This is a genomic window from Kitasatospora sp. NBC_01250 (assembly GCF_036226465.1).
Taxonomy (GTDB): Bacteria; Actinomycetota; Actinomycetes; order Streptomycetales; family Streptomycetaceae; genus Kitasatospora.
In genome coordinates this window covers 2,738,272-2,764,349 of sequence record NZ_CP108476.1, presented here as the reverse complement: position 1 = coordinate 2,764,349, position 26,078 = coordinate 2,738,272, and the positions used below count along the sequence as shown (strand labels likewise).

At 69.0% G+C, this 26,078-nt stretch carries 25 protein-coding genes and 2 pseudogenes; 16 read left to right on the top strand and 11 right to left on the bottom strand.

Going from position 1 to position 26,078, the window contains the following annotated elements:
• Positions 1-124: 124 nt before the first annotated feature.
• From OG500_RS11160 to OG500_RS11140, 5 genes are all read left to right on the top strand, one after another.
• Entirely contained in the window at positions 125-496 is a 372-nt protein-coding gene (locus OG500_RS11160; RefSeq protein WP_327066401.1) for a CBS domain-containing protein, read from the top strand.
• A 388-nt stretch (positions 497-884) separates the two neighbouring features.
• Positions 885-1,298 carry a CBS domain-containing protein gene (locus tag OG500_RS11155; protein ID WP_327066400.1) on the top strand — a complete coding sequence of 138 codons (414 nt, stop codon included), beginning with the start codon at positions 885-887 and terminating at the stop codon, positions 1,296-1,298.
• Between the two features lie 111 nt (positions 1,299-1,409).
• Complete coding sequence (locus OG500_RS11150; RefSeq protein WP_329579301.1) at positions 1,410-1,643, top strand: hypothetical protein; 234 nt, start codon at positions 1,410-1,412, stop codon at positions 1,641-1,643.
• 89 nt (positions 1,644-1,732) lie between these two features.
• Positions 1,733-1,936 carry a CsbD family protein gene (locus OG500_RS11145; RefSeq protein ID WP_327066398.1) on the top strand — a complete coding sequence of 68 codons (204 nt, stop codon included), beginning with the start codon at positions 1,733-1,735 and terminating at the stop codon, positions 1,934-1,936.
• An 18-nt stretch (positions 1,937-1,954) separates the two neighbouring features.
• The gene (locus OG500_RS11140) at positions 1,955-2,119 is read left to right on the top strand and encodes a hypothetical protein (RefSeq protein ID WP_327066396.1); all 165 of its coding nucleotides are present in this window, start codon (positions 1,955-1,957) and stop codon (positions 2,117-2,119) included.
• Between the two features lie 165 nt (positions 2,120-2,284).
• Here OG500_RS11140 and OG500_RS11135 read toward each other — a convergent pair whose 3' ends face one another.
• Together OG500_RS11135 and OG500_RS11130 are read right to left on the bottom strand one after the other, a co-directional pair.
• Complete coding sequence (locus OG500_RS11135) at positions 2,285-2,926, bottom strand: carbonic anhydrase (protein ID WP_329579298.1); 642 nt, start codon at positions 2,924-2,926, stop codon at positions 2,285-2,287.
• A 134-nt stretch (positions 2,927-3,060) separates the two neighbouring features.
• Entirely contained in the window at positions 3,061-3,816 is a 756-nt protein-coding gene (locus OG500_RS11130) for a TetR/AcrR family transcriptional regulator (RefSeq protein ID WP_329579294.1), read from the bottom strand.
• Positions 3,817-3,911: 95 nt separating this feature from the next.
• Between OG500_RS11130 and OG500_RS11125 the strand changes: the two genes are divergently transcribed.
• Positions 3,912-5,036: an FAD-dependent oxidoreductase gene (locus OG500_RS11125; protein ID WP_329579291.1), complete on the top strand. Its 1,125-nt coding sequence runs from the start codon at positions 3,912-3,914 to the stop codon at positions 5,034-5,036.
• A 412-nt stretch (positions 5,037-5,448) separates the two neighbouring features.
• Positions 5,449-6,300 (top strand): NDP-sugar synthase, encoded by an 852-nt coding sequence (locus OG500_RS11120; RefSeq protein ID WP_327066392.1) that lies wholly within the window; start codon positions 5,449-5,451, stop codon positions 6,298-6,300.
• A 9-nt stretch (positions 6,301-6,309) separates the two neighbouring features.
• Here the strand turns inward: OG500_RS11120 and OG500_RS11115 are convergent, their stop codons facing one another.
• The 8 genes from OG500_RS11115 to OG500_RS11080 form a co-directional block, all read right to left on the bottom strand.
• Positions 6,310-7,122 carry an inositol monophosphatase family protein gene (locus OG500_RS11115; RefSeq protein WP_329579287.1) on the bottom strand — a complete coding sequence of 271 codons (813 nt, stop codon included), beginning with the start codon at positions 7,120-7,122 and terminating at the stop codon, positions 6,310-6,312.
• Entirely contained in the window at positions 7,119-8,297 is a 1,179-nt protein-coding gene (locus OG500_RS11110) for a phosphotransferase (protein ID WP_327066390.1), read from the bottom strand. The genes OG500_RS11115 and OG500_RS11110 overlap by 4 nt, the downstream gene beginning before the upstream one ends.
• Before the next feature lie 6 nt (positions 8,298-8,303).
• Positions 8,304-9,950 (bottom strand): 1-deoxy-D-xylulose-5-phosphate synthase N-terminal domain-containing protein, encoded by a 1,647-nt coding sequence (locus OG500_RS11105; protein ID WP_329579282.1) that lies wholly within the window; start codon positions 9,948-9,950, stop codon positions 8,304-8,306.
• 74 nt (positions 9,951-10,024) lie between these two features.
• Positions 10,025-11,305, bottom strand: a complete 1,281-nt coding sequence (locus OG500_RS11100; protein ID WP_329579279.1) for an aromatic ring-hydroxylating dioxygenase subunit alpha — start codon at positions 11,303-11,305, stop codon at positions 10,025-10,027.
• A 126-nt stretch (positions 11,306-11,431) separates the two neighbouring features.
• The gene (locus OG500_RS11095) at positions 11,432-13,822 is read right to left on the bottom strand and encodes a peptidase domain-containing ABC transporter (protein ID WP_329579274.1); all 2,391 of its coding nucleotides are present in this window, start codon (positions 13,820-13,822) and stop codon (positions 11,432-11,434) included.
• Between the two features lie 54 nt (positions 13,823-13,876).
• Positions 13,877-15,175, bottom strand: coding sequence for a condensation domain-containing protein (locus OG500_RS11090; protein WP_329579272.1), 1,299 nt, complete (start codon positions 15,173-15,175; stop codon positions 13,877-13,879).
• A gap of 276 nt (positions 15,176-15,451) precedes the next feature.
• Positions 15,452-15,964 (bottom strand): phosphopantetheine-binding protein, encoded by a 513-nt coding sequence (locus OG500_RS11085; protein WP_329579269.1) that lies wholly within the window; start codon positions 15,962-15,964, stop codon positions 15,452-15,454.
• A complete protein-coding gene (locus tag OG500_RS11080; protein ID WP_329579266.1) occupies positions 15,948-17,507 on the bottom strand; it encodes a class I adenylate-forming enzyme family protein in 1,560 nt (519 codons plus the stop codon). Before OG500_RS11080 ends, OG500_RS11085 begins: the two co-directional genes overlap by 17 nt.
• A gap of 127 nt (positions 17,508-17,634) precedes the next feature.
• Between OG500_RS11080 and OG500_RS11075 the strand changes: the two genes are divergently transcribed.
• The 9 genes and pseudogenes from OG500_RS11075 to OG500_RS11040 all read left to right on the top strand — a co-directional run bounded on the left by OG500_RS11075 (position 17,635) and on the right by OG500_RS11040 (position 24,223).
• Positions 17,635-20,058, top strand: a complete 2,424-nt coding sequence (locus OG500_RS11075; protein WP_329579263.1) for an ROK family protein — start codon at positions 17,635-17,637, stop codon at positions 20,056-20,058.
• Complete coding sequence (locus OG500_RS11070; RefSeq protein ID WP_329579260.1) at positions 20,055-21,131, top strand: hypothetical protein; 1,077 nt, start codon at positions 20,055-20,057, stop codon at positions 21,129-21,131. Before OG500_RS11075 ends, OG500_RS11070 begins: the two co-directional genes overlap by 4 nt.
• Positions 21,124-21,369, top strand: a pseudogene (locus tag OG500_RS38160) (alcohol dehydrogenase catalytic domain-containing protein); the annotation flags it as partial. The gene OG500_RS11070 and the pseudogene OG500_RS38160, both read left to right, overlap by 8 nt.
• Before the next feature lie 18 nt (positions 21,370-21,387).
• Complete coding sequence (locus OG500_RS11065; protein ID WP_329579257.1) at positions 21,388-22,143, top strand: FAD-dependent monooxygenase; 756 nt, start codon at positions 21,388-21,390, stop codon at positions 22,141-22,143.
• Positions 22,144-22,259: 116 nt separating this feature from the next.
• Positions 22,260-22,742, top strand: a pseudogene (locus tag OG500_RS38155) (phosphopantetheine-binding protein); the annotation flags it as partial.
• A gap of 245 nt (positions 22,743-22,987) precedes the next feature.
• A complete protein-coding gene (locus tag OG500_RS11055; RefSeq protein ID WP_329579254.1) occupies positions 22,988-23,206 on the top strand; it encodes an MbtH family protein in 219 nt (72 codons plus the stop codon).
• Positions 23,207-23,267: 61 nt separating this feature from the next.
• Positions 23,268-23,624: a nuclear transport factor 2 family protein gene (locus tag OG500_RS11050; protein WP_327066378.1), complete on the top strand. Its 357-nt coding sequence runs from the start codon at positions 23,268-23,270 to the stop codon at positions 23,622-23,624.
• Positions 23,625-23,672: 48 nt separating this feature from the next.
• On the top strand, positions 23,673-23,987 hold the full coding sequence (locus OG500_RS11045) for a hypothetical protein (protein WP_329579251.1): 315 nt from the start codon (positions 23,673-23,675) through the stop codon (positions 23,985-23,987).
• 2 nt (positions 23,988-23,989) lie between these two features.
• Positions 23,990-24,223 (top strand): hypothetical protein, encoded by a 234-nt coding sequence (locus OG500_RS11040; RefSeq protein WP_329579248.1) that lies wholly within the window; start codon positions 23,990-23,992, stop codon positions 24,221-24,223.
• A gap of 431 nt (positions 24,224-24,654) precedes the next feature.
• On the opposite strand, the gene OG500_RS11035 is transcribed toward OG500_RS11040, so the two are convergent.
• On the bottom strand, positions 24,655-25,620 hold the full coding sequence (locus OG500_RS11035) for a phosphatase PAP2 family protein (RefSeq protein ID WP_329579245.1): 966 nt from the start codon (positions 25,618-25,620) through the stop codon (positions 24,655-24,657).
• Positions 25,621-26,078: the final 458 nt, after the last annotated feature.

Genomic DNA, 26,078 nt, shown 5'->3' with positions numbered 1-26,078 from the left:
GACAGCCGCTCACGGAATCCGTCGGGAGCGCCGCAACCCCATCCGGCGAATCACGCAGGCCCTCCCACCACCAGTGCCCTGATCGCCACCGCCACCGGCGCGAGCGACACGAAGGAGTCCCTCCATGACCATCACCCTCGAACGCCCCGCGACGGTCGGCGACCTCATGAAGGACCCGGAACTGCAGATCAGTGACGACGTCATGGTCGACACGGCGATGGACATCCTGCAGAGCTCCGGCGCGGACCACCTCCTGGTCCGCGACGACGACGGCCGCTGCGCCGGACTGCTGACCCGCGTGCACCTCGCGCCGTTCCAGGCCCGCTCCTGGTACACCGAGCGCACCGCGGTGCGCGACATCGTCCTCGACCGTGCCCCGTTCGCCACCGCCGACATGCCCGCCACCGACGCGGTCGCCGCCATGCGCTCCCGCCGAATGGACACGTGGCCGGTGGTGGACCACGACGGCCACGCCATCGGCCTGCTCACCTTCTGAGGTCGACAGCAGGCGCCCCACGCCGGCATCCAAGCCGCTGTGGGTGCGATGACCGCGCCACCGACCCCGAGGCTGGCCCTGCGGTCTCGCCGACACCTGGCGGAGCTCCCGCAGACAGGTTGGACGGTGCCCGACGGCACGGCTTCCGCGGCCGGCTTCCTGACTTGTCCACACTGACAGTGGAATTGAACCGGCAGCGGGATCGGGTGCCCGGCACCACCATGAACCCCGCGCCGTGGCCACACCTCCCACGACGGGCCCCAGCCGCAGGTCACAGCGCCCAGACGCCCGCGCTCGTGGCGCTCGGCCCGGGCGAGACCCACACCGTCACGGCAGCCGCCCTGATCACTGTCGGCCGCGGCGAGTGCGACGCGAAGGAGCTTCGCCGATGACCTTCACCCTCGAACCCCCGATGGCGCGCGTGAGCGCCGGCGCGAACCTGGCCGCCACCGTGGGCGACCTCATGGGGGCTCCACAGCTGCAGATCAGCGACGATGTCACGGTCGACACGGCCATGGACATCCTGCACAGCGCCGGGACGGACCAGGTCCTGGTGCGGGGCGAGGACGGACGGTGCGCCGGTATGGTGACCCGCGCTCAGCTCGCGCCCTTCAGCTCCCGGTCCTGGTACACCGAACGCAGCGCGGTCCGCGACATCGCCCACGACCGCGCACCGTTCGCCACCGCCGACATGCCCGCAACGGTGGCGTTTGTCGCGATGTACTTCCGGGGCTTGGACGTGTGGCCGGTGGTCGACGACGACGGCCACGTCATCGGCCTGCTGAACCGACGCGTGCCGTAGACCAGCCGGGATCGGTGCGCCCGGGGACTTCAAGGCGGCGGCGTCGGGCCAGCAGCACGCCCTGGGGGCCTGGGGGCCTGGGGGCCTTGGTGCTCGCGCGCCCCGATTCCCGTGGACCGGGCGGTCGCCGCTTCCGCCTTCGTCGAGGCCATCGCCCCCAACCTCAACACCACGCTCGCAGGCGCCCGTTGGGACGCAGCCTGCGTCCTGACCGCCATCGCCGACCTCGTCGGCGATCGGCTCACCGACCATCTGCCGGCCTGCCTGCCGCGCGGCTACGCGCTCCTGTTCGGCCGCGCCGATCTCACCCCGCCGCCTGACTCCTGTCGGCCATGGCGGCTGTGATCCATCCCGCGCGCATGAAAGCGCCGATATCGGTAAAAAGGGGATGAAAGGTGGTGCGACTGCGCCGCCGGCGGAGACTGGAGGAATCGATGAGCGACCTGTCGAACAAGGCGCAGGGCCTGGCCGGCAAGGCGAAGGAGAAGGCCGGCGACCTGACCGGGGACGAGGAACTCAAGGGCGAGGGCCAGGCCGACCAGGTCGAGTCGAAGGTCAAGCAGGCCGCCGACGGCGTCAAGGATGCCGTGCAGGGTGCCGCCGACCGGGTGAAGGGCGCACTCAAGCGCAACGACTGACCAAAGGAGGTGGCCGACATGGCCCTGTTCCTGTTCATCCTGCTCATCGCCGTGGTGTTCGGCTTCGTCGGCGCCTTGGTGAAGGGCCTGCTGTGGTTGCTCGTCATCGGCGCCGTGCTGTTCGTCGCCGCCCTGGTCCTGGGCGGCATGCGCCTGGGCCGCAGGCGCGAAGCACGCAGGTAGGAACGGCGCGACGCCGCAGGCCCGCACCCGGGACGTGCCTCCCGGGTGCGGGCCTGCGGACCTGCGCAACGATCCTTTGGGCGGGACAGCTCTCGCGGCTGTCCCGCCCCGCCTGTGTCCTTCCGCCGTGTCCTTCCGGAGCTGGAGGAACGCTGAGCAACCCGGTCAGGCCGCCGCACCGGCAGACAGGTCCAGGCCGCGGGTGGTGACCAGGTGGGCTGTACCGTCGGCCAGCCGGTAGGACAGCCCGACGACGGCGACCCGGCCCTCCTCGACCGCTTCGGCGAGCGCGCGGGAGCGGTCCAGCAGCAGATCGACGGTGTGCCGTATGTGCTCGGCGACGAACTCCGCGTCCTCGGTGTGCCCGGCCGCGCGGGCGGCCAGCACGCTCGGGGTCACCTTCTCGACCACGTCCCGCACGTAGCCGCCGGCGGTGGTGCCGTCGGCGACAGCGGCACGGGTGGCCGCCACGGCCCCGCACGCGTCGTGGCCGAGCACCACGACCAGCGGCGTACCGAGCACGCCCACCCCGTACTCGATGCTGCCGAGCACCTCCGGCCCGGCGACGTGTCCGGCGGTGCGGACCACGAACAGGTCACCCAGCCCCCGGTCGAAGATGATTTCGGCGGCCAGCCGGGAATCCGAGCACCCGAACAGCACTGCGAACGGGCTCTGAGCCGGTGCGATCTCGGTACGGCGGGCAGCGTCCTGGTTCGGGTGCTCCGGGAAACCGGTGACGAACCGCCGGTTGCCGGCCAACAGCGTCTCGAAGGCTTCCTGGGGCGTCGCATTGAGGGCATCGATCATGGCCGCAGACTATGCCCCGGCCTCAGTGGTGCGCACGGGCGCCCCTTCCCCACACAGTGGCCTCCTTGGTCTTCGCCAGCAGGCCGGCGGTGCCGGACTTGGCGGCGGTTCACCTTCGATCACGCAGTTGGTGATCATTCCGGCCGCGGACGGCCGGTTCCGGAGTGACGGGATGCGGGCCGCAGATTGTTCATGAGCTGGCCGAGGGCGAACTCGAAGCGGTCGTGTCCGGTGCCGGAGATCAGCTCGGCGGCGTGGCGTCGAGTGTGCGGAAACTGCTCGGCGGGCAGTGCGGTGAAGCGGTCCAGCAACTCCTCGTCGCCGAGCACCCATTCCTGATTCGGCTGCCGGCGCCGTTGCCGGACCAGCGACTGCTCCAGTGCGTAGGCGCTGACGTGGAGGGACAGCGCGTCGCGGGCCCAGCCGGCCGTCCTCGGTTCGACGCCGCCCGCGAGCAGGATCGCCAGGATCCCTTCGCCGACCCGCAGCGTTTCCAGGTTGGTCGGCACCATGGCCAGTGCGGCGCGCGAGACTCCGGGGTATTTCAGGTACAGGTCGCGGATCTGCGTGTACACCCCGAGCAGCTGCTCGCGCCAGGCGGCCGGGTCCGGTTCGGGGAGCACGACCTCGGCGTAGAGCCTGCCGATCAGCAGGTCGTCGATGTCGTCCTTGTTGACGATGTGCGCGTACAGCGAGGACGGGCCAGTGCCGAGCACGGCGGCGACCCGGCGGATGGTCAGCGCGTCGTACCCCTCGGTGGCGACGACTTCCAGGGCGGCGTCGGTGATCCGTTCGACGGTGATCGGCTTCTTGCGCGGCGCCGACGCGGCGACCTCCGCCGCGGGTTGGGCGTGGCGAGCTGCGCGGCGTTGGCGGGGATCGGCGGACATGCCGACCACTCTACCTTGACACGATCTAAGTTCGCTGAGTAGAACTTAGATCGTCAGAACGAACTAAGTTCGTGTCAGTGGCGCGGAGGTGTGCGATGCGAGTTTCCGTTGTCGGAGCCGGTCTGGGAGGTCTGGCTCTCGCGCAGGGTCTGCGTGGTGCCGGGATCGAGGCCGACGTGTTCGAACGCGACCCGGGGATCGTCGCGCGGTTCCAGGGCTACCGCCTCGTGCTGGATCCGGTCGGTCTCCAGGCGGTGCGCGACTGCCTGCCGACGCGCTGGCACCCGCTGCTGGACGAGATCGTCATGGAGGCCTCCGCCGAGCAGCTGATCCTGGACCCGCGGCTGAACGAGATCGGCAGGCTCGGCGCGGGCCGGACCGGCATCGTGGTCGACCGGCAGGTGCTGCGGCACCTGTTGCTGACCGGCCTCACCGTGCACACCGATGCCGCGCTGACCGGCTACGACGTGCTGGCCGACGGCAATGTCCGGGCCCGGTTCGCCCGCCGCGGCCCGGCCACCGCCGACCTGCTCGTCGGCGCCGACGGCGTCGCCTCCGCGGTCCGCGGGGTGTTGTCGCCGCAGACCACCCCGACCGACACCGGCGTCCGATTCGTCATCGGCCGCACCCCGCTGACCGACGAGTTCGCCGGCCTGTCCAAGGCATACGGCTCGAAGATCGCGGGCGACGGCGTCAGCCTGCTGCTCGGCGCGATGCGCTTCCGTACCCCGCCGAAGCAGGCCGCCGAGCAACTGGCCCCCGAAGTCACACTGCCCGACATCGGCGACTACGTGCGCTGGGCCATGATCCTGCCGCCGAACGGCTCGCTGGAGAACCTGACCGCGCAGGACGCCGTGCTGTCCAGGATGGAAGGCTGGCACTCGGAGCTGCGCGCGCTGATCGAGCAGGCCGACCCGGACAACAGCACCCTGCTGTCCATCCGGGTGGTCAGGCCCGGCGAGCGCTGGGCGGCCGGCCCGGTCACCCTGCTCGGCGACGCGATCCACGCCACCTCCCCGACCGGCGGCAACGGCGCGAACACCGCACTGCGCGACGCCGACCTGCTGCGCCGCTGCCTGATCGAGGCAGGCGAAGGCCGCCGGGATCTGCTCGGCGCGGTCGACGACTACGAGCGGCAGATGTTCGAGTACGGCGCGGAGGCCGTGCGCAGCAGTCTCGAGAAGCTGCCCGCCTTCGCCCCCGAATCGCAACTGTCCTGAGGTCGAAGCAACTGTCGAAGTCCCAAGTGTCGGAGATGGCAGCGCACTTGGCCGAGTGGGTCGCCGAGTTCCGCAACCGTCCGGGCCGACCAGCGGCGCTGCATCGGCACGTACGAGCCGGAACGGACTCTCGGGATCGCCAGGTCGACGGTCCCGACGCGGGTGTCCACCACGATGTGCCTCGTGCGGCCGTTCACCGGACCCCGGAAGCGGCCTGCCGGACGAATCGACCGGGCGTCACGAAAGCGGGCCCGTACGCCCGTTGTCACAGGTGGTCCGGGACAGCCTCGGACGGGGCAATGTAGGGTTCACCAGGCAAGTGCTCCGGTCCTCTGGAGGTCTCGGCGCGTCGGGGCCAGCACTCGGATCCGCCTGGTGAACAGCCCGGGCCAGATCGTTCATAAGGGGAGTCATGTCCGCCGATCGCGTGGTTGATCAGCTGAGCGACGTGTGGGTGGCCATGCCGATCGGCGGCATGGCCACCCGGGCCAGGGAGATGACCAACGACGCCGTCCCCAAGCACCTGCTGCGCCTCGACAGCGGTGAAACGATCCTGTCGACCATCTGCCGCGAATTGCAGCGGATCGGCTTTCGACGGTTCGTGTTCTGCGTGGGGCATCTGTGCGATCAGATCGTCGAGCACCTGCGGGGCGAGGAGTGGATATGGAAAGAGGGTGTTTCCTATGTCTTCTCCGAGGAACGGACCCCGCTCGGGCCCGATGGCGCGGTGCTCGCGGCGGTCAAGCGCTGGCAGTTGCAGGGCCAGGTCCTGATGATGCCGGGCGACCTGCTGCTTCCCTGGGACGAGGTCGCCGAGATGACCTTGGCCCATGCCCGTCGTGAGCCGTCGATGACGGCTGCTGTCACGAGCCACATAACTCCTCGCACCACCGATGTCGGGCGGTTCATCGTCGATGCCGCCACCTGGCGCCTTCGGCATGTCTACGACCGCAGCCAGCCGGTGTCGCCCACGGCGCCCGGCGAACTGGCACTCACCAGTGCCGGCGCGATCGTGCTGTCGACGGATCACTTCGTCGAGGTGTGCGAGGGGTACGCCGAGGCCCACGCGGGCGAGAACGGCCCGCTGGGACTCCGTGACAACGTGTTCCCCTGGGCCATCGAGAGCGGCGGCTTCAACATGTACGCCCACGACCTCCGGGGCGAGTTGCTCGACCTGGGCACTCCCGCGAACATCCGCCACGGCCGGGAGAACTGGCAGCGCTATGTGAGTACCCAGGTCGCCGGGATCCGGTCGTCACGGTAGCTGCCGGGCTCAGCGGTCTCCCCGGCCGTGGGCCAGCGCCAGCAGGATGTCACAGGTGCGTTCGGCCCCGACCACGAGGACGGACGAGCCGCTGTCGAGGCTCTCGATGGCGACCACGGCTCCGGCCTCCTTCGCGATGACGAGGCCGGCGGCGATGTCGATGTACTTGTCCTCGGTGAGTCCCCAGCTGAGGTATCCGCCGAAGTGCCCCTGGGCGAGCCAGGCGAGAGCCAGCGAACCGGACCCGATGCTTCGCACCCGGTAGAACGAGTGGAACAGCTCGGCCAGCAGGTCGTCCTGCCGTGCTTTTCTCGCCGGATCGTCCTGGCGCATGAAGAAGTCGATGGCCAGCTGCATCCGGGCCGGATCCGCGGGAGCGCTGTACGAGAGCCGGCGGCCGTTGAGGTGGGCGCCGCGGCCTTCCATGGCCGTGTAGAGCTGCCTGCTGACCGGGTTGTATATCACCCCGAATATCGGGGTGCCGTCTTTTTCGAGACTTACCGTCACACTCCATATCGGCACTTCATGGACGAAGTTCTTCGTCCCGTCGATCGGGTCTATGTTCCAGGTGTAGCCGTTGCTGCTGCCCGTGCTCAGCTCGGGCAGCTCCTCCCCCCTGAAACCGCATCCGGGAAAGAGGTCGCGGCACAGTCCGTGGAACGCTCGTTCGATCTCACGGTCAAGGTTGGTGGCCAGGTCGCCGCCGATGTCCTTGATCTCGACGACATCGAAGCTCCGCCACCGGTCGAGGGCCGAGTCGCCGGCCGACTTCACGAAGTCGATGACCTGTTCAAAATGATGGTCGGCAAATTCCAGCATCATGGTGCCCGCACGATCGAGGGGAGGAGGACGCTTCGGGCCGATGCGTCGGGATCGGCTTCTTCGAGCAGATCCAGGTGGTCGTTGGCCGCCTCCAGGTGGTAGAGCAGCAACGGCAGGGCCATCTCCGGCCGTGCGGTCGGGATGAAGGTGTGCGCGGCGGCGAGGGCGTGGAGGTCGGCGGCGAGGACGGCCCGGTCGAGGAGTCCCGGGTCGGCGACCAGATCGGCCGCGAATATCTCGGGCAGCACGTCCTCGATCACGGCTCGCACGATCTCCCTGGAGCGGAGGCCGAGATCGGGGTCGATGAAGCTCTTCAGGGCTCCGACCGTGATGTCGCCGCCACGTGACGACACGGTCGGCAGGACGAGCTTCTTCTCGTAAGAAGGCTCGAGATAGTCCAGCGAGAGGATGAGCTTGCCGATGTCGTAGGCCATGTCGCCCCCGGCGTGAAAGCCGTTCGGGTCGAAGAACAGCGGCTTGTCCGTCCCCTCCCTGATCATGATGTTCCCCAGATGGGGATCACCGTGTATGAGCCGCATCGAACCCTGCCGGGGCACCATGGTCCGCATCAGGGACGGGGTGGCCCTGATCCTGTCCACAATGGCGAGCGGCGTGAGCAGCCTGCGCCCGTTGAGCGAGATGGACGGTCGGCTGATGATGTCCCTGAAGAGCGGATCCAGCTGCATGCTGGTCAGCTCGCCGGCGTTGGCACCGGTGATGTCGAGGACCCGGTCGGTCCGGCCGGTGTACCGGTCGACCCGCTTCGCCACCCGATCGATGTAGTACGTGCGGGCGAACGCGCCGGGCTGCTCGGTGGAGGGATGCGCATACAGCGTCGTCTTGAGGGCCGTGATGCTCGCCCTGATATGGCTGACCGACTCGACGACCCCGATGTTCCCATCGACAGCGATGTGCCGGAGCAGCCTTCCCTCGTAATAGGGCATGTCGTACGAAAAACTTCGACCGGGCACATCCCGCTCGGCCCTGGTGACCTGGCAGAAGTATTCTCTGGCCGGCCCCGGCAGGGTTTCGCGAATAAAGGCCGCTTCGTTCTCCAGCTTATCGTCCCCCGGATATGCGGAGAACTTCCTGACGAACGGTTCGCTACTCGCGTCGAGGCCGTACCACAGTTCGGTGAATTCCCCCTTGTGGAGTAGTCGTGCTGTCTCTGGCATCGTGTCCTACGCGTTCATGAGCTGCTGCGCTGCCGCCAGCACCGCCGCATCGTCGAAACCGATGTCCTCGAACACCTCGTCCAGCGTGCCGATGCCCGGGAAGCGGTCCCGGATCCCGAGGATCTCGTAGCGCATCGGCTTGTGCAGGAGGCTGGCGACAATGTGCTGCCCGATGCCCGACCGCACAAAGCCGTCCTCCAGGATCAGCATCCTGCTGCTGTCGCCCATGGCGCGCTGGAGTGCGTCGAGGTCGACGGGCGCGACCTTCTGGATGTGCAGGACCTGGACGTCGCCCAGCGCGTCGGCCAGGCGGACTGCCTTGCCCAGGGTGTTCCCGATGGAGATGACACTGAGCCTGCCGCCGTCCCGTACTTCGACGACACCGCTCTCCGTGACGCCGGCCTCGATGTCCTCGCCGGGCTTGTGGAGGAAGACCGGACCGTTGTGTTCGTGTTCGAGCGCCCGGTCGAGGAGCCGGTCGAAATCGGCCAGGCTTGACGGGTGGTACAGCGTGGCGTGAGGAATCGCATTGAGGATCGGCAGGGTGTAGATCCCCTGCAGGGTCTGCCCCTGGGCTGAGATGCCCGATCCCGGCAGAACGAACACCATGGGGACCCGCAGCATGCACGCGTCGGTGATCTGGTCCAGCGCCCGGGGGAAGAAGGTCGCGGGGACAAAGCAGATCACCTTGTTGCCGTTCAGGGCCAGGCCGGCGGAGAACGTCACGCAGTGCTGCTCGTTGATCCCCGTGTCGAAGACATGGTCGGGGTAGATCTTCTTGAGCTCCTTGAGGCCCGTGCTCCGGGCGGCGGCGGGCGAGACCCAGTACACCTCCCCGTGCTTCTCCGCCAGTTCGGGTGCCTTCTTGAGGATCAGGTCCCGGAACTTGTTGACGGGCTTCTTCTTGAGCGCGCCCGTTTCGAGGTCGAACGGATCGAGCCAGTGGAACGTGACGGGGTCCCGGAGGGCGGGCTCGTAGCCCTTGCCCTTGACGGTCTTCACATGGAGGAACACCGGGTGCTTCCGCTGCTTGATGTCGTCGAGCAGCTCGATCAGCTGCTGCGTGTCGTGGCCGTCCACGGCGCCCACGTAGTCGAAGCCCAGGCTCTCGCTGAACTCGCGCACGGTGTTGTGGGTGTGGAGGTACCCGACGGTCTCCGTGACGGCGAAGTCGTTGTCGTTGTAGATGACCAGCAGGTTCGACGCGAGAGCACCGGCGTGGTTGAGCGCCTCATAGGGCTGTCCGGCGGTCATGGAGCCATCGCCGAGCAGTGCGATCGACTTGTACTCGGGGTGGTTGACGGCGTAGCCGAGCGCGGCCGAGATGGAGATCCCGATGCGGCCGCCGATGTAGAAGTCGTACGGGCTCTCGTGGATGTCGGCGTACTCGCCGATGCCGCCGCGGTGGTCCATGGTGGCGAAGGCCTCGGCGCGGTCGGTCAGCAGCTTGTAGGCGTGCATCTGGTGGGCGCCGTCGAAGACGATCTTGTCCTTGGGGAAGTCGAAGACCTCGACCAATGCCTGGATCAGCTCGATGACCGCCAGCGGCGAGCCGACGTGGCCGCCGTCGACGGACATCTTTTCGATGATCAACTTCCGCATGTCCGCAGCCTCTGTGACCAGTTGGGCGGCCGACTTCCTGTTCACCGACATACTCTCTCCTTCGTGGCACTCACGACGCTGACCGTGCTCAAGGCTCATACGGCTGTACGGCTGTACGACACTGACTACGGCACTGACTTGGGGGCTTGGGCGGTCAGGAAGTCCTGACTGATCCCCATGGCCTTCTCGAATGCGTGCCGCACGTGTGCCGGCTGCCCGGCCTGCATGGCATAGGACGGATCGTCGCTGAGCCGCCAGTCGAACACCCTCTTGAGGCGCCACTCGAAGAACTCGCGATCGACTCCTTCGCGGTACAGCTGGGGCCGGTCCAAGGGCAGCGCGATGCAGGTGTTCAGCTCGGGATCGCGGACGATTCCGCGCGGGTCCTCGCCCTGGGAGACGCGCTCGATGTCCGCGAAGAGCCGCTTGCGGAGCAGGATGATCCCCTCGTCGCTGCGACCCAGGTGCTCGCTGGTGCGGTCGGCTATCACGCCCTGGCCCACCCAGGCCGCGAAGTCCTGGTTCAGGATGTGACTGGTGATCAGCTCGCCGTTGTCGTCCGTCACGGGCCCGTACCAGTGGGGGACCGGATCCTGATCGACCGCGGGCATGTCCTTCGGAAGCGGAGCGTAGTGCCAGACGATGTTGAGCGTGCGGGTGTCGTCCACCGGAACGCGCCACTCCAGGCTGCTTCCGGCGTAGAGCACGTTCGGCCACAGGCACGCGATGCCGCTGCTGTCCAACTGGTTCGTCGGGGCGAGCGGAATGGGCAGGACGGGGGTCGTCAGCTCGGCCTGCCGGGCCACGGCGATGCCGAACTCGAATTCCTGGAACTCGATGTCCGTGTGGCGGGGGCCGACCTCGGGGTTCTCGGGGTTCCCCGCGCGCGCGACGTAGTTGGTGTGCCGCCACTCGAAGTGCACCGGGTCCACGCCGTTCTCATGGCACTGCAGCCAGTTGCACGGGAGTTCGGACAGGATGACCTGGACGAAGCCGCGGTCCCAGGTGAACGGTTCGAACATGGGGATGAGCGGGGCCGGCGCCGGGCCCAGGTAGGCCCAGACCATGCCGGCGAACCCGACGGCCTGGTACGAGGTGACCTTCACCTTGTCCCGGAACGGCGCGGACGACTCGGCGAGGTCTTCGTAGGGCTGCTCGACGCACGTTCCGGCTTGATCGAACAGCCAGCCGTGGTACGAGCAGCGCAGGCTCCGGCCTTCGACCCAGCCTTGGCCGAGGTCCGCGCCACGATGGGGACAGCCTCGCTGCACCAGGCCGTACTCGTCGGTGTCGGTCCGGTAGAGGACCAGGTCCTCGCCCAGCAACCGAAGCGTCTTCACGCTCTTCTCGGCGAGCTCCGAGACCGCGGCGATCGGGTGCCAGTACCGGCGCAACAGTTCACCCATGGGAGTCCCCGGGCCGACCTGGGTCAACATCTGATTCTTCGCTTCGGAGAGCAACTCGCCACTTTCCCTTCGGTCCAGGGCACATGCCTAGGAGTAACGCCTACAGCTGCAGAACGGACGGCCGGCTCAGGCCGGGGATTCCCCTTGGCCCACGAGTGTGCGCATGGCCGGGGAATTGGCCATGAGATCCGCGTAGTCACCCTGGGCGACCACCCGGCCGGCCTCGACGACGATCACCTGGTCGGTGGCTTCGAGCACGGTCAGGCGGTGGGCGATGACGATCAGGGTGTGGTCGAGGGCGGCCAGTCCGTTGAAGACGGCCTGCTCGGTCGCGCTGTCCAGTGCGCTCGTCGCCTCGTCGAGGACCAGCAGTTGGGGCTTGCGGATCAACCCGCGGGCCAGGGCGATGCGCTGGCGCTGGCCGCCCGACAGGCCCAGGCCGCCCGGGCCGAGCAGGGTGTCGTAGCGCATGGGCAGCGCCATGATGTCCTCGTGGATGCACGCCAGTGTCGCGGCCTGTTTGATGTCCTCGAACGTGGAGCCGGGCTGGGCGTAGGTGATGTTCTCCCAGATGGTGCCGGCGAAGATCCTGGAGTCCTGTGAGACGTAGGAGATCGAGCGCCGCAGGGACACGCGGTCGAGTCGGTCCATGGGGTGGCCGTCGATGTGGACGGATCCGCTGGTGGGGGTCTGGAGGCCGGCGATGACGGAGGCCATCGTGGACTTGCCGGAGCCCGAGCGTCCCAGGATCGCGGTGAACTTCCCGCCGCCGAAGCGGACATCGACCTGGCTGAGGACCGGTGTGGTGCTCCCGGGGTAGGCGAAGGAGACGTCGCGGAGCTCGACGGGGCCGCTCACGTCCTCCAGCACGAGGGCATCGGCCGGGCGCTGCTCGGGTTCGGTGCCGAGCACGTCGGTGAGCCTGGCCAGGGTGGCGCCGAGGCCGGCGACCTGGAGTGCGCTCTGGACGACGCCGGCCAGGGGGACGAACATGCCCACGGCGAGGGAGGTGAAGCCCACCACGGAGCTCAGCGACGCGGTGCCGTTGGAGATCCTGTAGTAGCCCAGGTCGAGGACCGCGAGCGGGGCGAGGAACTGGATCGTGGCGCTGAGCGCCGAGCCGATGACCTGGTTCCTGCGGCTGCGGCCGCGCTGGTTGATCTCGTCGATGACGGTGTGGCTCCAGCGGTCGTGCGCGGTGTCCTCCAGGCCGCAGGCCTTGATCGTCTGCAGTCCGTCGAGGAGTTCGAGGAGCGCGCCCTCCGCGATGGACTGGCGTTCCAGTTCCTCCGCGGAGAGGTAGCGCTGCTTCTTCCAGAACACGACGAGGACGGTCACCATCACGGCGGCCAGGGCCATGCTGATCAGGGCGAACTGCAGGTCGATCACCAGGAGCAGGGTCAGGTAGACCAGCACCAGGGTGCCGTCGAACACCGCGGACAGGGCCGCGCCGGTCAGGACCTGGCGGACGGCCGAGCTGGTGCGCACCCGCAGTGCGAGGTCGCCGGGGTTGCGGCGGGTGAAGTAGTCGTAGGGCAGGGAGAGCAGGTGGCCGAAGACGCCGAGTGTGACGCGCCGGTCCGCGATCGACTGGAGCGCGATGAGTGCCAGTCCGCGCACGATCTGCAGCAGCGCGAAGGTGGCGCCGCCCACGAGTGCGAGGCACAGGATGACCAGGGCCTGGCCGGACTGCCCTCCGCTGCCGACGTGGGCGACCAGGTAGGAGGAGGCGTAGGGGGTGGCGAAGTTGAAGACGAGCAGCAGGAACGAGGCGAGGGCCAGGCCGATCCAGCGGCGGTCGCGGGTGACGAACAGTTTGAGGTACTGCCAGGAGCTGTGGGCGACGCCCGGTGTGCGGCGGCGTGCCGGTGTGCCGGTGTCGGTGAGCGGTGCCTCGAATTCCAGTGCCACGCCGGTGAAGACGTCGGCGACCTCGCCCAGGGTCAGGCGCCGGCGTCCCAGCGCCGGGTCGACGATGAAGGCGTGCGTTGCGGTCACCTGTTCGAGGACGACGAAGTGGTTGAAGTTCCAGAACAGGATGCTGCCGGTCTTCAGGCGGTCGAGTCCGCCGGTGCCGACCCGCACGCCGCGTCCCAGGGCCCCGAAGTGCCTGGCCGCCTGGAGGAGTGCGCGCGCCGAGACCCCTGCCTGGCTGCTGTTGAGCTGGCGCCGTACGGCGGTGATGTCGGCGTCGATGCCCAGGTAGGCCAGGACCATCGCCAGGCTCGTGGGTCCGCAGTCGGCGCTCTCGGTCTGGTAGTAGACCGGAACCCGCTGGCGGCGTCGCCGCGGCAGCGCCGCCGAGCCCGCCGCCATGAGCTTGTGCAGGCGGCCCTGCGGGCGCTCCGTGAGCAGTCCGGGCAGGGCGAGGGCGTCTCCCAGGCGCCGGCCGGCGGCGCGCTTCTCGGCCGCCTGGCGGCTGAACCTGGCCCGGCCCACCGGCCCCGGAACCGGAGCCGGAGCCGGGGGCTGGGGCTGGGACTGCTCGGCTTCGGTCGCCTCATTGGATTCGATCACGGACGGCGCCTCCCTTCGGGCGTGGTGGTCTGGTCGGATGACAGGGCGGCTGGCTCAGCCCAGCAGGATCCGCTCGACGTCGGCCGTCAGCCGGCGCGCCGCACGCTCGGTGAGGCGGGAGCGGTTGAACAGCAGACGGAAGTGGACGCTGTCGTCCCAGCTGCCGGCCTTGAGCTGCACTCCGCTGACCACGCGCTCGATCGAGGGCGGGTAGGCGCCGTAGTGCACGGCGAGACCGCCCACCGTGTCCCTGATCCTGTTGCGGGGATGGCTGACGTAGGCGAAGCGCACGCCGCGCTCCGGGCCGCCCACCAGGTCTCCCAGCGCGGCGACCTGGCTGGCGTCGACGGTCTGGCGGGTGACCCGGCGGTGCTTGAGCGTGTCGAACCAGTCACCGGTGAGGGCCCGCACGAGATCGGGCGGCGTGGCAGCGCGGTCGACGACCGTCGGCAGGCCCAGGGTGAGCATGCCCAGCAGCCGGCGCTGCCGCGTGCCGCGGGTGTCGACGGGCAGCCAGAGCGCGATGGAGTCCGCGTCGGTGTGCTCGAACACCGCTGACGCCAGGGCGTGCTGGATCCAGATGAACTCGGTGGCGCCGTTCGACCGCGCCGCCTGCCGCATCGTGCGCAGCCGCTCGCCCTCGAGGACGAAGCCCGTCTCCAGGGTGCCGGTCGCAGCACGGTCGGGGGTGCTGGGAGCGGAGGAGGCGAGGAATGCCAGGTCCTCGGGTATCCGGGCGTACCGGTGGCGCCAGAAGTCGGCGATGTCACGACTCTCGGCGCCCGGGGCCTCGCGTTCCGCGGCCGTGTCCAGGAACTGCGGACCCGGTTCGGCGACGGCCTCGTGATCGCCCAGACGCCGGCGGTACGCCCGCCACAGGTCCCCGCCGAAGATCGCCCGAACACTGCCGTCGACCGCGAGCTGGGAGAAGGTCGCGATGAACGCGTGAAGACCGGGTGAGTACTGGAGCAGCCGCAGCCGGAACGGGAACTCCGTGCGCAGATCCCAGCTCTCGGAGACGTCCTTCGTCGCCAGGCCGCAGACATACCGGGAGAACCGCTCCTCGGACCCGGCCGTGACCTTCTGGCAGGTGACCAGCTCGGCCGGCGGGGGTGTCGGCCTCGCCCACTGGTGCGGCCCGAGGGCCCCGCACCCGCAGACGGCCAACCGCAACGCGTCGTGGCCGGCGACGACCTCGCCCACGCTCGCGATGAATGCCGGGACGTCCAGCGGTCCTTCGATACGGTACGACAGTTCCAGGGTCGGTCCGGGATCCGTGCTGTCGCGCAGAGTCCGGTGGATCAAAAGCTGCGGGAGCGTCAGCGGTACCGCTTCCTGGCCCTGGTGGTGCATTCCGTCGTCTCCATATCGCTGAAAATCTTGGCTGGCATCCGGGATCCCGGATGCCAGCCAAGATTCAGTTACTGCCTACTACGCGACACAGTGCCCGTTGACCTTGGCACCGCCGACGATGTCGTCGAGGGCCTCGTCGGACAGGGACTCGATGTCCACGATCTCCGTGTTGAAGTACTCCATGGTTTTCACCTCCACAAAGGAATCGGATTTTTATGGTTCCATCCTCCGCGCGGGCCGCACACCGGAGTGGCGGGCCCGAGCAAGGATGAGTCTCTAGGGCCGGGACCGCTCGTGGACGAGCGCTGCCAGCCGGGCGACGGTGAAGTTGTCGCCGATGTCGAAGAAGCCGATCCGGGCACCGTACTCCTGAGCCAGGAATTCGATGGTCTCAACCGCCCCGAGGGAGTCTCCGCCGTGCTCCCAGAAATCATCGGAAGCACCGACCTCCGGCACTTCGAGAAGCTCCTCCCAGAACTTCGCGAGAGCCTGCTCCAGCGGGCCCGACGGCTGGGTGTAGACGTATTCGAATGGCGCTTCCGGTGACCCGTCGGCCAGGGCGGCTCCTTGGTCGCACCAGCCGTCCGCCGGCCATTCGAGCCCGCGGACGAACAGGACCCGCCGGACGTCCACGCCGTAGCACCGGCGGAACGCCGCGCGGATGTCGACGCCGGACCGGTTGCCACTGGTGGACACGTGGACGGTGGGTTCGGGGCTCTCCTGGTAGGAGGCACCGAGGGCGTCGGGGCAGACCTTGCGGAACAGGGAGACGTCAAGCTGTCGAGCCACGAGGCACCTCCTCTTCAAAGGGGGACGTCACCGGAGTGCGGGTTTCCCGAGAACCGGCGGAGCTGAAAATCGCCCTTATCGCCGTGGCGTCGGGCTTGCCGATCTCCGACCGGGGTATCTCGGCCACCTGCAAGTGGATCCGGGGGAACCTGTGACCGCCCGCCTGGGTGGCGCAGAACCGCTCGAGCTCCGCGAGATCGGGGACAGCCCGGGGGTCGCGGGTGACGAGCAGCATTCCCACGTCGACCTGGCCGTCGTCCGTGAGCGCGATGCACTCGGCGTCCAGGATGTCCGGGTGGGTCCGCAGGACCAGCGACAGACGTCCGAGCCAGGCGACCCCGCTGGCGGTGGCGGTCTGGTTGGCCGCACGGTCGAAGACGTAGAGGTACCCGTCCTCGTCGACCCACCCCATGTCGCCCAGGCTCACGAAGCCGTCAGAAGTGCTCCGGAGCCAGGGGGTCGCCGCGTGGGTGCGCGCGGAGGCGCCGAACCGGCGAAGGTAGATCTGGCCGATGCCGTCCTCACCGCGCTCCAGGCCCTGCGCATCACCGATCCGTATGTCCGTCAGCAGTCCACGCCCGACCGATCCGGGCTTCGCCAGCCATTCGGAGCCGCTGATCACCGTGACGCCGACGCCTTCGGTGCCCCCGTACATCTCGAAGACGCGTTCGCCGCCCAGGAGGTCCAGCCAGGCCTGCTTCAGCGGCGCAGGACACGGCAGCGCGGTGTGGAGAAGTCCGTTCAGGCTGTTCAGGCGCTCGGGGCGACGCGCGGCGGCCGGCAGCAGGTGCCTCAGGTAGTTCGGGGTCAGCATGAGCCACTCGATCCGGCGGTCCGCGATCGCGTCGAGCATCTCCTCCGGGTCCAGCTGATTGGCCAGGAAGAGCTGGTTCCGGTCCAGCACACCCTGGATGAGAGCGGCCACCGTCCCGATGTGGTAGATCGGAAGCACGATGAGCTGCTTCTGCCCGCTCTGCCACTTGCAGGTCCGGAAGACGACATCGGGCACGGCCCTGGGGTCGTAGCCGCCGAAATTCCGGAACGGAACGAGCTTCGGGATTCCCGTCGATCCGCTCGTCGCCAGGAGATAGTGTGGACGGCGCCCTTCGGCGGGGTGTTCCCAGCGCGTCATGCGGACCGTCGCACCCGGTCCCTGGTCGGTCTCGGGTGCCCCGGGCATCCGGACGCTTCGGAGGTGACCGCTCAGCCCGGCCCGGCTCAGCGCACTGGAAAGCACCTCGGCATCGATCAGCGGTGCGTGCGGCAGTACGGTGACGCCCGCACACAGCGCGGCCAGGATGGTCTTCGCCGACTCGATGGAGACCGACGCCGGATGACAGATGACGGCGTCACCGTCCATGTCGCGGTTCCAGGAGTCGAAGAGCCCGGCGAGCGCAGAGACGTCTTCGAAGAGGCGCCGGTACGTGATTTCGCGGTACGTGCCGCCGGCGGCCAGTTCGGTGATCGCAGGGCGGTCCGGAGTTTCGGCCGCCAGCTCGGACAGTCTCTCTGATATCGATTGCACACCCGTGCCGCGTCGCATCGCCCCTCCTTGCCGCCTCTTGGTTACAGCACTTTTGCTTGACAGCGCTTTTCCTGCGTATTGAGCCGGGCTCGCGGAGAAAGGCGCCGAATAATCACCGGCCATCGTTGTTCTATGATTTCGAACCATGATCAGCAACTTGTTTGCAGATCCAATCATGGGGGTTCGGGCGGCGTCAAGAGCCTCGCTTCCTGCCCTTTCGGGCATTTCTTACGGCCCTGACTTGACGGTTGCTATTATCCTGAGGATCGCATCGCCGACGGCATACATCCTGTTCGTCATAGGGAGACCCGCATTTCATGTGTTCCATGACTCTGAGCCGTCCTTGCTCGGACTCTGTTACTCCTGCCGAAGCACTCCGGCACCAGCTGTCGGCACCGGCATCGGTACGGGTGCACTCATGACGACCAACGATGCCGTGGTGGTCTTCGACGTCGGCGGGACCCATGCGCGCTCGGCGGTGCTGGACGGCGAGGGCCGGCTGCACGATCTCGCCGTGCGGGCGACGCCGTCCTGGGCCAGCTGCCCGGGTGAGGGGGCGGCCGCGCTGCACCAGCGTCTCGTGGACCTGGTCGTCGCCGATGCGCGTCGGCTGGCCCGCCGCCACCGGGCGACCGCGGTCGGGGTGTCGCTGGGCGCGGCGATCGATGCACGGACCGGCATGACGGTGGGGTCCGGCCCGCTCTGGGGCGACGGAGACGGGCAGCGGTTCGACACCGCCGGGGCACTGCGGGATGCGGCGCCCGAGTTCCGCTGGACGGTCGTCAACGACGTCACGGCGAGCGCGGTGGCACTGGCCGCCCGGCCGGACGCCCAGCACCTGCGCCGACTGGCTGCCGTCGTCGTCGGCAGCGGTATCGGGCTGCGCACCGTCGAGGTCGGCACCGGCAGGGTCCCGGTATCCGCGGACACCGGCCTGCAGGGGGAGATCGGGCATCTGCCGGCCGGGTTCCGCATCGGCGCGCGGGAGATCGTGTCGCACTGCGACTGCGGAGCGACCGGGCACCTCAGCGCGTACGCATCGGGTCGTGGCATCGACCGGATCCTGAAGCTGCTCGCCGCCGAGGGCACCTCCTGGCTGGCCGGCGACGCTCCACTGAACAGCCAGTTCGCCCAGGCCGTGGCCGCTGGTGACGGAGAGGCGCTCACGGTGCTCGAAGCCGTGACCCGGCCGCTCGCGCACGCACTGCTCTCGGTGCTCAGCACCGACGCCGAGATCGACCGGGTGGTTCTCACCGGTGGAGTGCCGGCGGGGCTCGGTCGTGCGTACCTGGAGTCCCTGACGGCCCAGATGGACGCGGTGGGGCTCTACGGACGGTCGGGCTCGCTGGCCGGCACGATCCAGGTGGCCGCACCCGATGCCGAGCTCGCGCTGCACGGAGCCGGGATGCTGGCCCGCTCCGGCGCCGCCGGGGCGCGAAGCTGGATCGTGCCGGGTGACAACCCGAAGTCCTACAGCGTGGTCATGGCTCCGGACACGCTCGCTTCCGGCCGGGGCACGTCGCAGGTCATGGCAAGGCCGGGCCGGGACGGTGCCGCCCGGCGACTCGTCGTGGCCGACAAGCGGGTGTGGAAGCTCTACGGGGACGCGCTGACGAACGCGCTGACGGGCGGATCGCAGGCCGTCGCCCTCGAAACGCTGCTTCTCGAACCGGACGAGTCGGGCAAGAACCTGGCCGCGGTGTCCGATCTGGTGGACGCCTTCGACCGGTTCGGTCTGCTGCGCCGCTCCGAACCGGTCATCGCGGTGGGCGGCGGCGTGCTGCTCGATCTCGTGGGCTTCACCGCCAGCATCTACCGGCGCGGTGTTCCGCTCATCAAGGTGCCGACCACCCTGCTCGGGATGATCGATGCCGGCATCGGCGTCAAGACGGCGATCAACTACGGCGGGCAGAAGAGCCGGCTGGGCACCTACAGCCGTCCGGGCCAGGTCGTCATCGACCCGGGATTCCTGCCCACCCTGGATCCCCGTGAGTACCGCTGCGGTCTCGGCGAGGCGATCAAGATAGCGGTCGTGGCCGATGCGGTGCTGTTCGACCTGCTCGACGCGCACAGCCGTCCGCTGGCCGCGGGCACACCGGACCCACGCGTGGAGTCCGAGGTCATCGAGCGCAGCATCGCGGCCATGCTCGGCGAACTCGTCGGAAATCTCGGCGAGGACCGGCTGGAGCGGCTCGCGGACATCGGGCACGCGTTCTCCGGCGCGCTGGAAATGTCCCTGGAGCCCACGCTCCTGCACGGGGAAGCCGTCGCCATCGACCTCGCCGTGACCGTCATGCTCTCGCGGAACCGGGGTCTTCTGCCGTCGGCCGTCGCCGACCGCGTCATCCGCGTGCTGACCGACCTGGGACTGCCGACGTTCCACCGGGAGATGACCCTCGACCTGCTGGTCGAAGCCTTGGCCCACACCAGCCTGCACCGTGACGGCCAGCAGCGCCTGCCCCTGCTGGAGGACGTCGGCCGAGCGGTGTTCGTCAACGATGTGACCGAGGCGGAACTGGGCGAGGCGCTGGCAGCGCTCCAGACCCGACAGCTGCAGGTGATGTCGTGACCGGGTGGCAGCTGGTCCGCTCCGGCCGTCAGGTCCGGATCGTGCCGATGGAGAGGCCGCGGGGTGATCAGCCGTACGTGTCGATGCTCGCCGTAGGGCTGTGCGGCACCGATGTCCAGATCGGCGCGGGCCACCGGGGAGACGTGGCCGCGGTGCTCGGCCACGAAGGCATCGGGATTCTGCACGGCGCTCCCGGTGGCGATCGGACGGTCGTGTTCAACCCCGTGGACGTGCGCGACCAGGACTCGATTCTCGGCCACAGCTTCGACGGGCTGTTCCGCAGCTGGGTCCCGCTGGGGCCGGAGCTGCCGCTCGGCGCGTTGCAGGAGGTCGAACCGCTGGACCCGGTGGCGGTCCTCGCGCTGTGCGAGCCGCTCGGCACCGTCCTCTACTCGTGGGAGCTGATCGGGCGCTCGGCCCCGGCCGGCCCCCTGTCGGTCGGGGTCTGGGGCGGGGGACCGATCGGGTTGCTCCACGTCCGCAGGGCGATCGATCTGGGACACGAGGTCGAGCTGGTCGAGGCGCGGCCGGAGCGTCTGGCCTGGGTGGAGAACCATTCCCGCCTCGCGCCCACCCACCTCTCCACGGCCGGGCACCGTACGCCGCGGCCGGTCGACGTGGCGATCGTCTGCTCCCCGCGGCCGGCGATGGCGAGTGCGGTCCGGCAGGCGGCGGACGCCCTGCGACCCGGCGGGACGATGGTGCTCGTCACCGCGCTCGACGCGACCGCCGCAGCCGCCACCTTCGTCGACGCCACCGTCGGCCGGGTGCGCCGGCACAATGTCTGCGGCAGCGTCGATCCCGAGCTGGGCACGGTCACGGCGGTCACGCACGAGGGCAAACCGCTGGTGCTCACCGGCCACCGGGGGACCTCTCGGGCCCAGTTGCACACGGCGGATTCGCTCCTGCGCGCGGATCCCGACGGGTACAGCGCCCTCATCACCCATGAACTGACTCCCGAGGACGCGGTGGATGTGATCAACCGTCGGCTCGACGGGCGGTTCCGGACCGACGACGGCGCTGAGATCGTCAAGGTCGTCGTCCGCTTCCCCGACAGCGGTCGCCATGGGTGAATCCTCAAGCAGCGGCTTGGAGTTGGTGCCCGGCGGGGTTCGGCTCACCACCGGTCCGTGGCCGTGCCCGACCTCCCCGTCATGGGTGCTGGTCCTGCCACGGACCGTGGGGCTGTGCAGCTCGGACCTCAAGGAGGTCCGCCGGAGCCGGGACGTGCGGTCCGACTTCGGCCACGAAATGGTCGGGCTCGTCCACAGCAGCAGCACGGACGACCTTCCACCCGGTCTGAGGGTGTGCTTGGACCCGCACATCCCGGTGACCCGGACGACCGCCTTCGGTGAGACGACGCTGCTGGAAGGACCGCCCGACCAGCTGCGCGCTGCCCTGCCCGCCGTGCTCGACGGCACTCCGGACGACCGGGCGGTCTTCACCGAGCCCCTCGCGTGCGCCGTGCACTGCGCCGGCAACGTCCTGGCCGGTTCCGACGTGGCGATCGTCGGTGCGGGGACCGCCGGGGTGCTGCTGGCGGTCCTGCTGAGGCTGAAGGGGTGCCAGGTCACCCTGGTCAACAGGAGCCCCGAACGGCTGACCGCCCTCTCCGCCACGGCGTTGCTGCGAGAGGTGCCGAAGCTTCTCACCAGCGAGGTGGGAACGCGCACCTTCGGCACCGTGGTCGTGACCACGGCGCTGCTCGACGACAGCACCTTCGACAGCGCCTGGGGCCTGTTGCCGCGCGACGGCGGACGTCTCGTCCTGTTCGGCGGCATCAGGCCGGACTGGCGGGTACCGGGCACGCGCGTGCTGTTGGACGGCATCCGGCGCGGCGAAGAGGTGCGCGAGCTGGAGCTGGGCGGCCGCCGCGCGCTGGTGGTGGGGACGCACGGCGCCACCGGCGCCGACTTCGCCGCGGCCGGCGCGGTGCTGGCGGCGCCGCTTCCCTGGACGGCCGGCCACATCGAGGAGCTCATCGTGAACCGGGTGCCCCTGCCCGCTCTGGCCGCGCTGCTCAACGAGGCGGTCAGGACGGGCGTGGATCCGATCGGGAAGCACGTGGTGGACATCGGCCGGTAGCGGAGTCCGGCGCACCGCGCCGGGAGCGGGGCGGGGCGTCAGGTTTCCGGGGTGAGGAATCCCTGCAGCGCGTCGCGGCGGAGCCGCTGCGTCAGGGTGAGCTGCTCGCGGAGCAGGTGTTCGTGGTTGGCCCGACACCATGTCGGTCCCCACTCCAGCCACTTCCCCCGGTCGGCTTCGGGGATGCCCACGAGCTCGCAGATGACGGTGATCGACAAGGGGGAGGCAAGGTGCTCGATGAGATCGACGACGCCGTCCTCGGCACGACCGGGGAGTTCGGAGAGCAGTTCGTCGGTGATCTGCTCGACGCGTGGCCGGAGTTCACTGATGCGCCGAGCGGTGAAGGCCCTGGAGACGAGCCGGCGCAACCGCAGGTGGTCCTCGCCGTCGGCATTGAGCATGATGCCGAGCAGGTACTTGTGGACCTCCTCCGGGAAGCCCCGCATGCTCATCAGCCCACCGCGGGGGTCTGCGCCGCTGTGTCCGGGGACCGCGGCCGGGTGCCCGAGGTGGGGCTGGAGGACGACTTCTTCGACCTGGGCGGGCACGCGTTCGCCGCCACCCGCCTGGTCGCCCGGATCCGGGCGGCGCTGGGGGCCGACCTGTCCCTCCGGACCGTATCCGAAAGCCCGACGGTCGCCGCGCTGGCCGCCCGGCTGGACGAGGTGTCGAATCACGGTGCCTTCGAATCCGTACTGCCCCTGCGTCAGGGCGGATCCCTGCCGCCGCTCTTCTGCCTGCACCCGGCCCGAGGTTTCGGCCGGTGCTGTTCTGGCCTGGTCTCGAAGGTGGAGAAGGACCGGCCGGTCTACGGCCTCCGGATTCACCGAAAGGCAAGGACATCATGGGCAACCCGTTCGAGAAGGAAGACGGCAGCTACTTCGTGCTCACCAACTCGGAGGGGCAGCACTCCCTCCGGCCGGTCTTCGCCGAGATCCCGGCCGGCTGGTCGGCCGTCTACGGCGAGGCCGACCGGGCGGCCTGCCTGGAGTACGTCACCATGCACCGGACCGACCTGCGGCCCCTTTCACTGATCGAGGCCATGGCCGCCGCCGAGAAGTAGCCGAGAATTGAGCGCCCCGCCGACCGGACCGGGGGCGGGCCCCATCCCAAGGAGTAGACATATGGCACTGAACCGCGCGGAGAAGGTGCGCGAGTACTACGAGCGGGTCGACGCCGCCGACTACGAGGCCGTGTTCGAGATGTTCTGCGACGACGTGGTGTACGAGCGTGGTGGCACCGAACCGATCGTCGGCATGGAGGAATTCAAGCGGTTCTACCTCGCCGACCGGATCATCGAGTCCGGTCGCCACGAGGTCGAGGCGGTCGTCGACAACGGGGACTGGGTGGCGGCCCGGGGCGTCTTCTCCGGCCGCCTCAAGAACGCCGAACTGGTCACCGTCCGGTGGGCCGACTTCCACCTCTTCAAGGGCGAGAAGATCTGGCGCCGCTACACCTACTTCGCCGATCGGGCTGTCTAGCAGTCCTCGTCGGCCCTCAGGAATTCCCGTGCGGCACACGCGCAGGGCGTGCGGGTCACGGTGGAGTCCCTGCTGGCGGGCTCGGTCCGGACGATCGAGGCGGACGCCGTCGTCTACGCCACCGGCTACCGGCCGAGCGACCCGCTCTGGCTCCTGGAGGGGCTGATCTCCGAGTGCAAGCGCGACGAGGAGGGCCGGCCGAACGTGGCGCGCGACTACCGGATCGTCACCTCGGACTCGGTGTGCTGCGGGATCTACCTGCAGGGTGCGAGCACCGAGCACCGAGCACTCGCACGGCCTGTGGGCCGGTCTCCTGTCCAACACCGCGGTCCGCTCCGGCGAGATCGCCGGCTCCCTGCTTAAGGGTGTACCTCGATCTGCTCACCCACCAGGTGGCCGCGTACCACGGCTCGGCACCGGCCTGGGGCGGCGACGTCGTCAACGTCGTGTCCGCCGACAGCGCGTTCCAGGGGGAGTGGCCGGGTGCCCGGAACACCCGGGTGGAGCGCGTCGCAACCGATCGGCCGACCCTGCTCGCCGACGCGCACACGCGCGAGGTGGTGCTGGCCGTCCTGGCGGAGTCCGCCGGACGGGACTGACGTCGGGGCGGTAACGGCTCGGTGGACCGGCGTCCGGCTTTCGTGAGCCGGCGTCCGGCTGCTGATCCGTCGTCACCTATGGCGGTGCCCCTGAGGCGCGCAACCTTTTCAGCGGTGGTGCGGAGAAGCGGGGCGGCCGGCGCGGTCCGTCGTCGGCCGCTCCGGTGCCAGGATTCCCCGGGTGTGCTCACCGGGGTTCTTCCGAACGCTTGGCATAGCTCGCCGGACCGGAACGGAATTCCACGCCGGCGGCGGACGAACGGGGGATTTCGCGACGGTCGCCGCGTATTCCGTCGGACCAGGTGGTGACGGGATACGCCGCTGACAGGGACAGGTCGTGAGAGGACCTCACAAGCCCTTGATGGTGTCAGCGCTCTGACAGGATCATGGGGTCCTCCGGGATGGGCGCGCCTACTCGTCAGTATGGGAGGTCAATCCTTCAGCCGCACGGTCCGAGCGGGGGTGAAGGCCCCGGCGGCGTCGTCCTCCGCCGCGTCCTGCTGCGGCATCCGGACCGGTTCCGCCGACGGCGCCGCACGGTAGACCGGCCGTCCTTGCAGGATGCGCTGGACCAGGAAGGCGGCAGCCAGGGTGACCAGGCCGCCGACCGCGTCCAGGACGTAGTGGTTGGCCGTCGAGATGATGACGGTGAAGGTCGCCACCGGGTAGAGGATGCCCAGGACCTTCACCCACTTGCGCTTGGCCAGGTGGGCGATCGCCAGGGCGCACCAGACCGACCAGCCGATGTGGAGGGACGGCATCGCGGCGAACTCGTTCGTCATCGAGCCGGACAGGCCCGCGACACCGCTGCAGGTCTGCTCGCCCCAGGTGTGGTGGACGCAGAACGTGTCGATGAACCGGGTCGGGTCGAGCAGGCGAGGCGGGGCGACGGCATAGAGGTAGAAGCCGATCAGCGCCACGCCGTTCATCGCGAACATCACGGTGCGGACCGCGCGGTAGCGGTCGGGGAACTTGAGGTAGACCCAGACGAAGACCGCTATCGTCACGATGAAGTGGAGCGTCGCGTAGTAGTAGTTCATCCCCACGATCAGCCAGTCGATCTTGGCGACCGTGTGGTTGAGCCAGTGCTCGATGTCGATGTGGAGCACGCGCTCCAGGCTCAGGATGTCCCGGCCCCGGCGGAAGGGGGACTGGCCACTGGTGCTCGCCGCGTTCTGCGTCACCCGGTAGCAGTAGTAGGCGATGCCGATGAGCGCGATCTCGATCCACATGGTGGGGCGGTTCACCGGGCGCAGCCGGGCCGGCAGGATCGGGCCGATCTTCGGGAAACGGCGCTTCGTGCCCGTCCCTGCGCCGTTCGTCCCGTTCTCGTTCCCGGCGCCGGTGCCGCTCCTTGTGGACTCTGTTTGTTTGTCAAGCGGTTGCGTCGTCGTCATGATCTGAAATGCTAGCCCCGATCAATCCGGCCGCCTCCTCGGCCCGGTCCGTCGCGCGCCTCGACGCAACGCCTTCCTGGGGGAACGCGACCCGGCCCCGTCGTCGGTCCCGACGCCTTCCGCGGCCACCGGCACGACCGCACCCGAGGCCTCCTGCACGAATACCACCAGGTCGGGTGTCTTTTCGGCATCCTCCGAGGCACTCCGGAGCGAAGATCAAAAGGATTGCAGCCCGGCGGGGCGACTTGTAGGGTCGAAAAGCTGATCTTGGTTGTCAGTACCCTGACATGCCACCACTGTCAGTGCTCCGGTTGTCACAGCGGGCGCTCGCGGCGGGCAACGGTCCGCCGGTGGAAGACGCGGAACTGCTGGTCGAGTCGAGGGAAGGGAATCGCCGTCAACACGCCGATAGCTCAACAGCAGGCCGGCAGTGCCGGAGCCGTCACCGAACCGCTCGC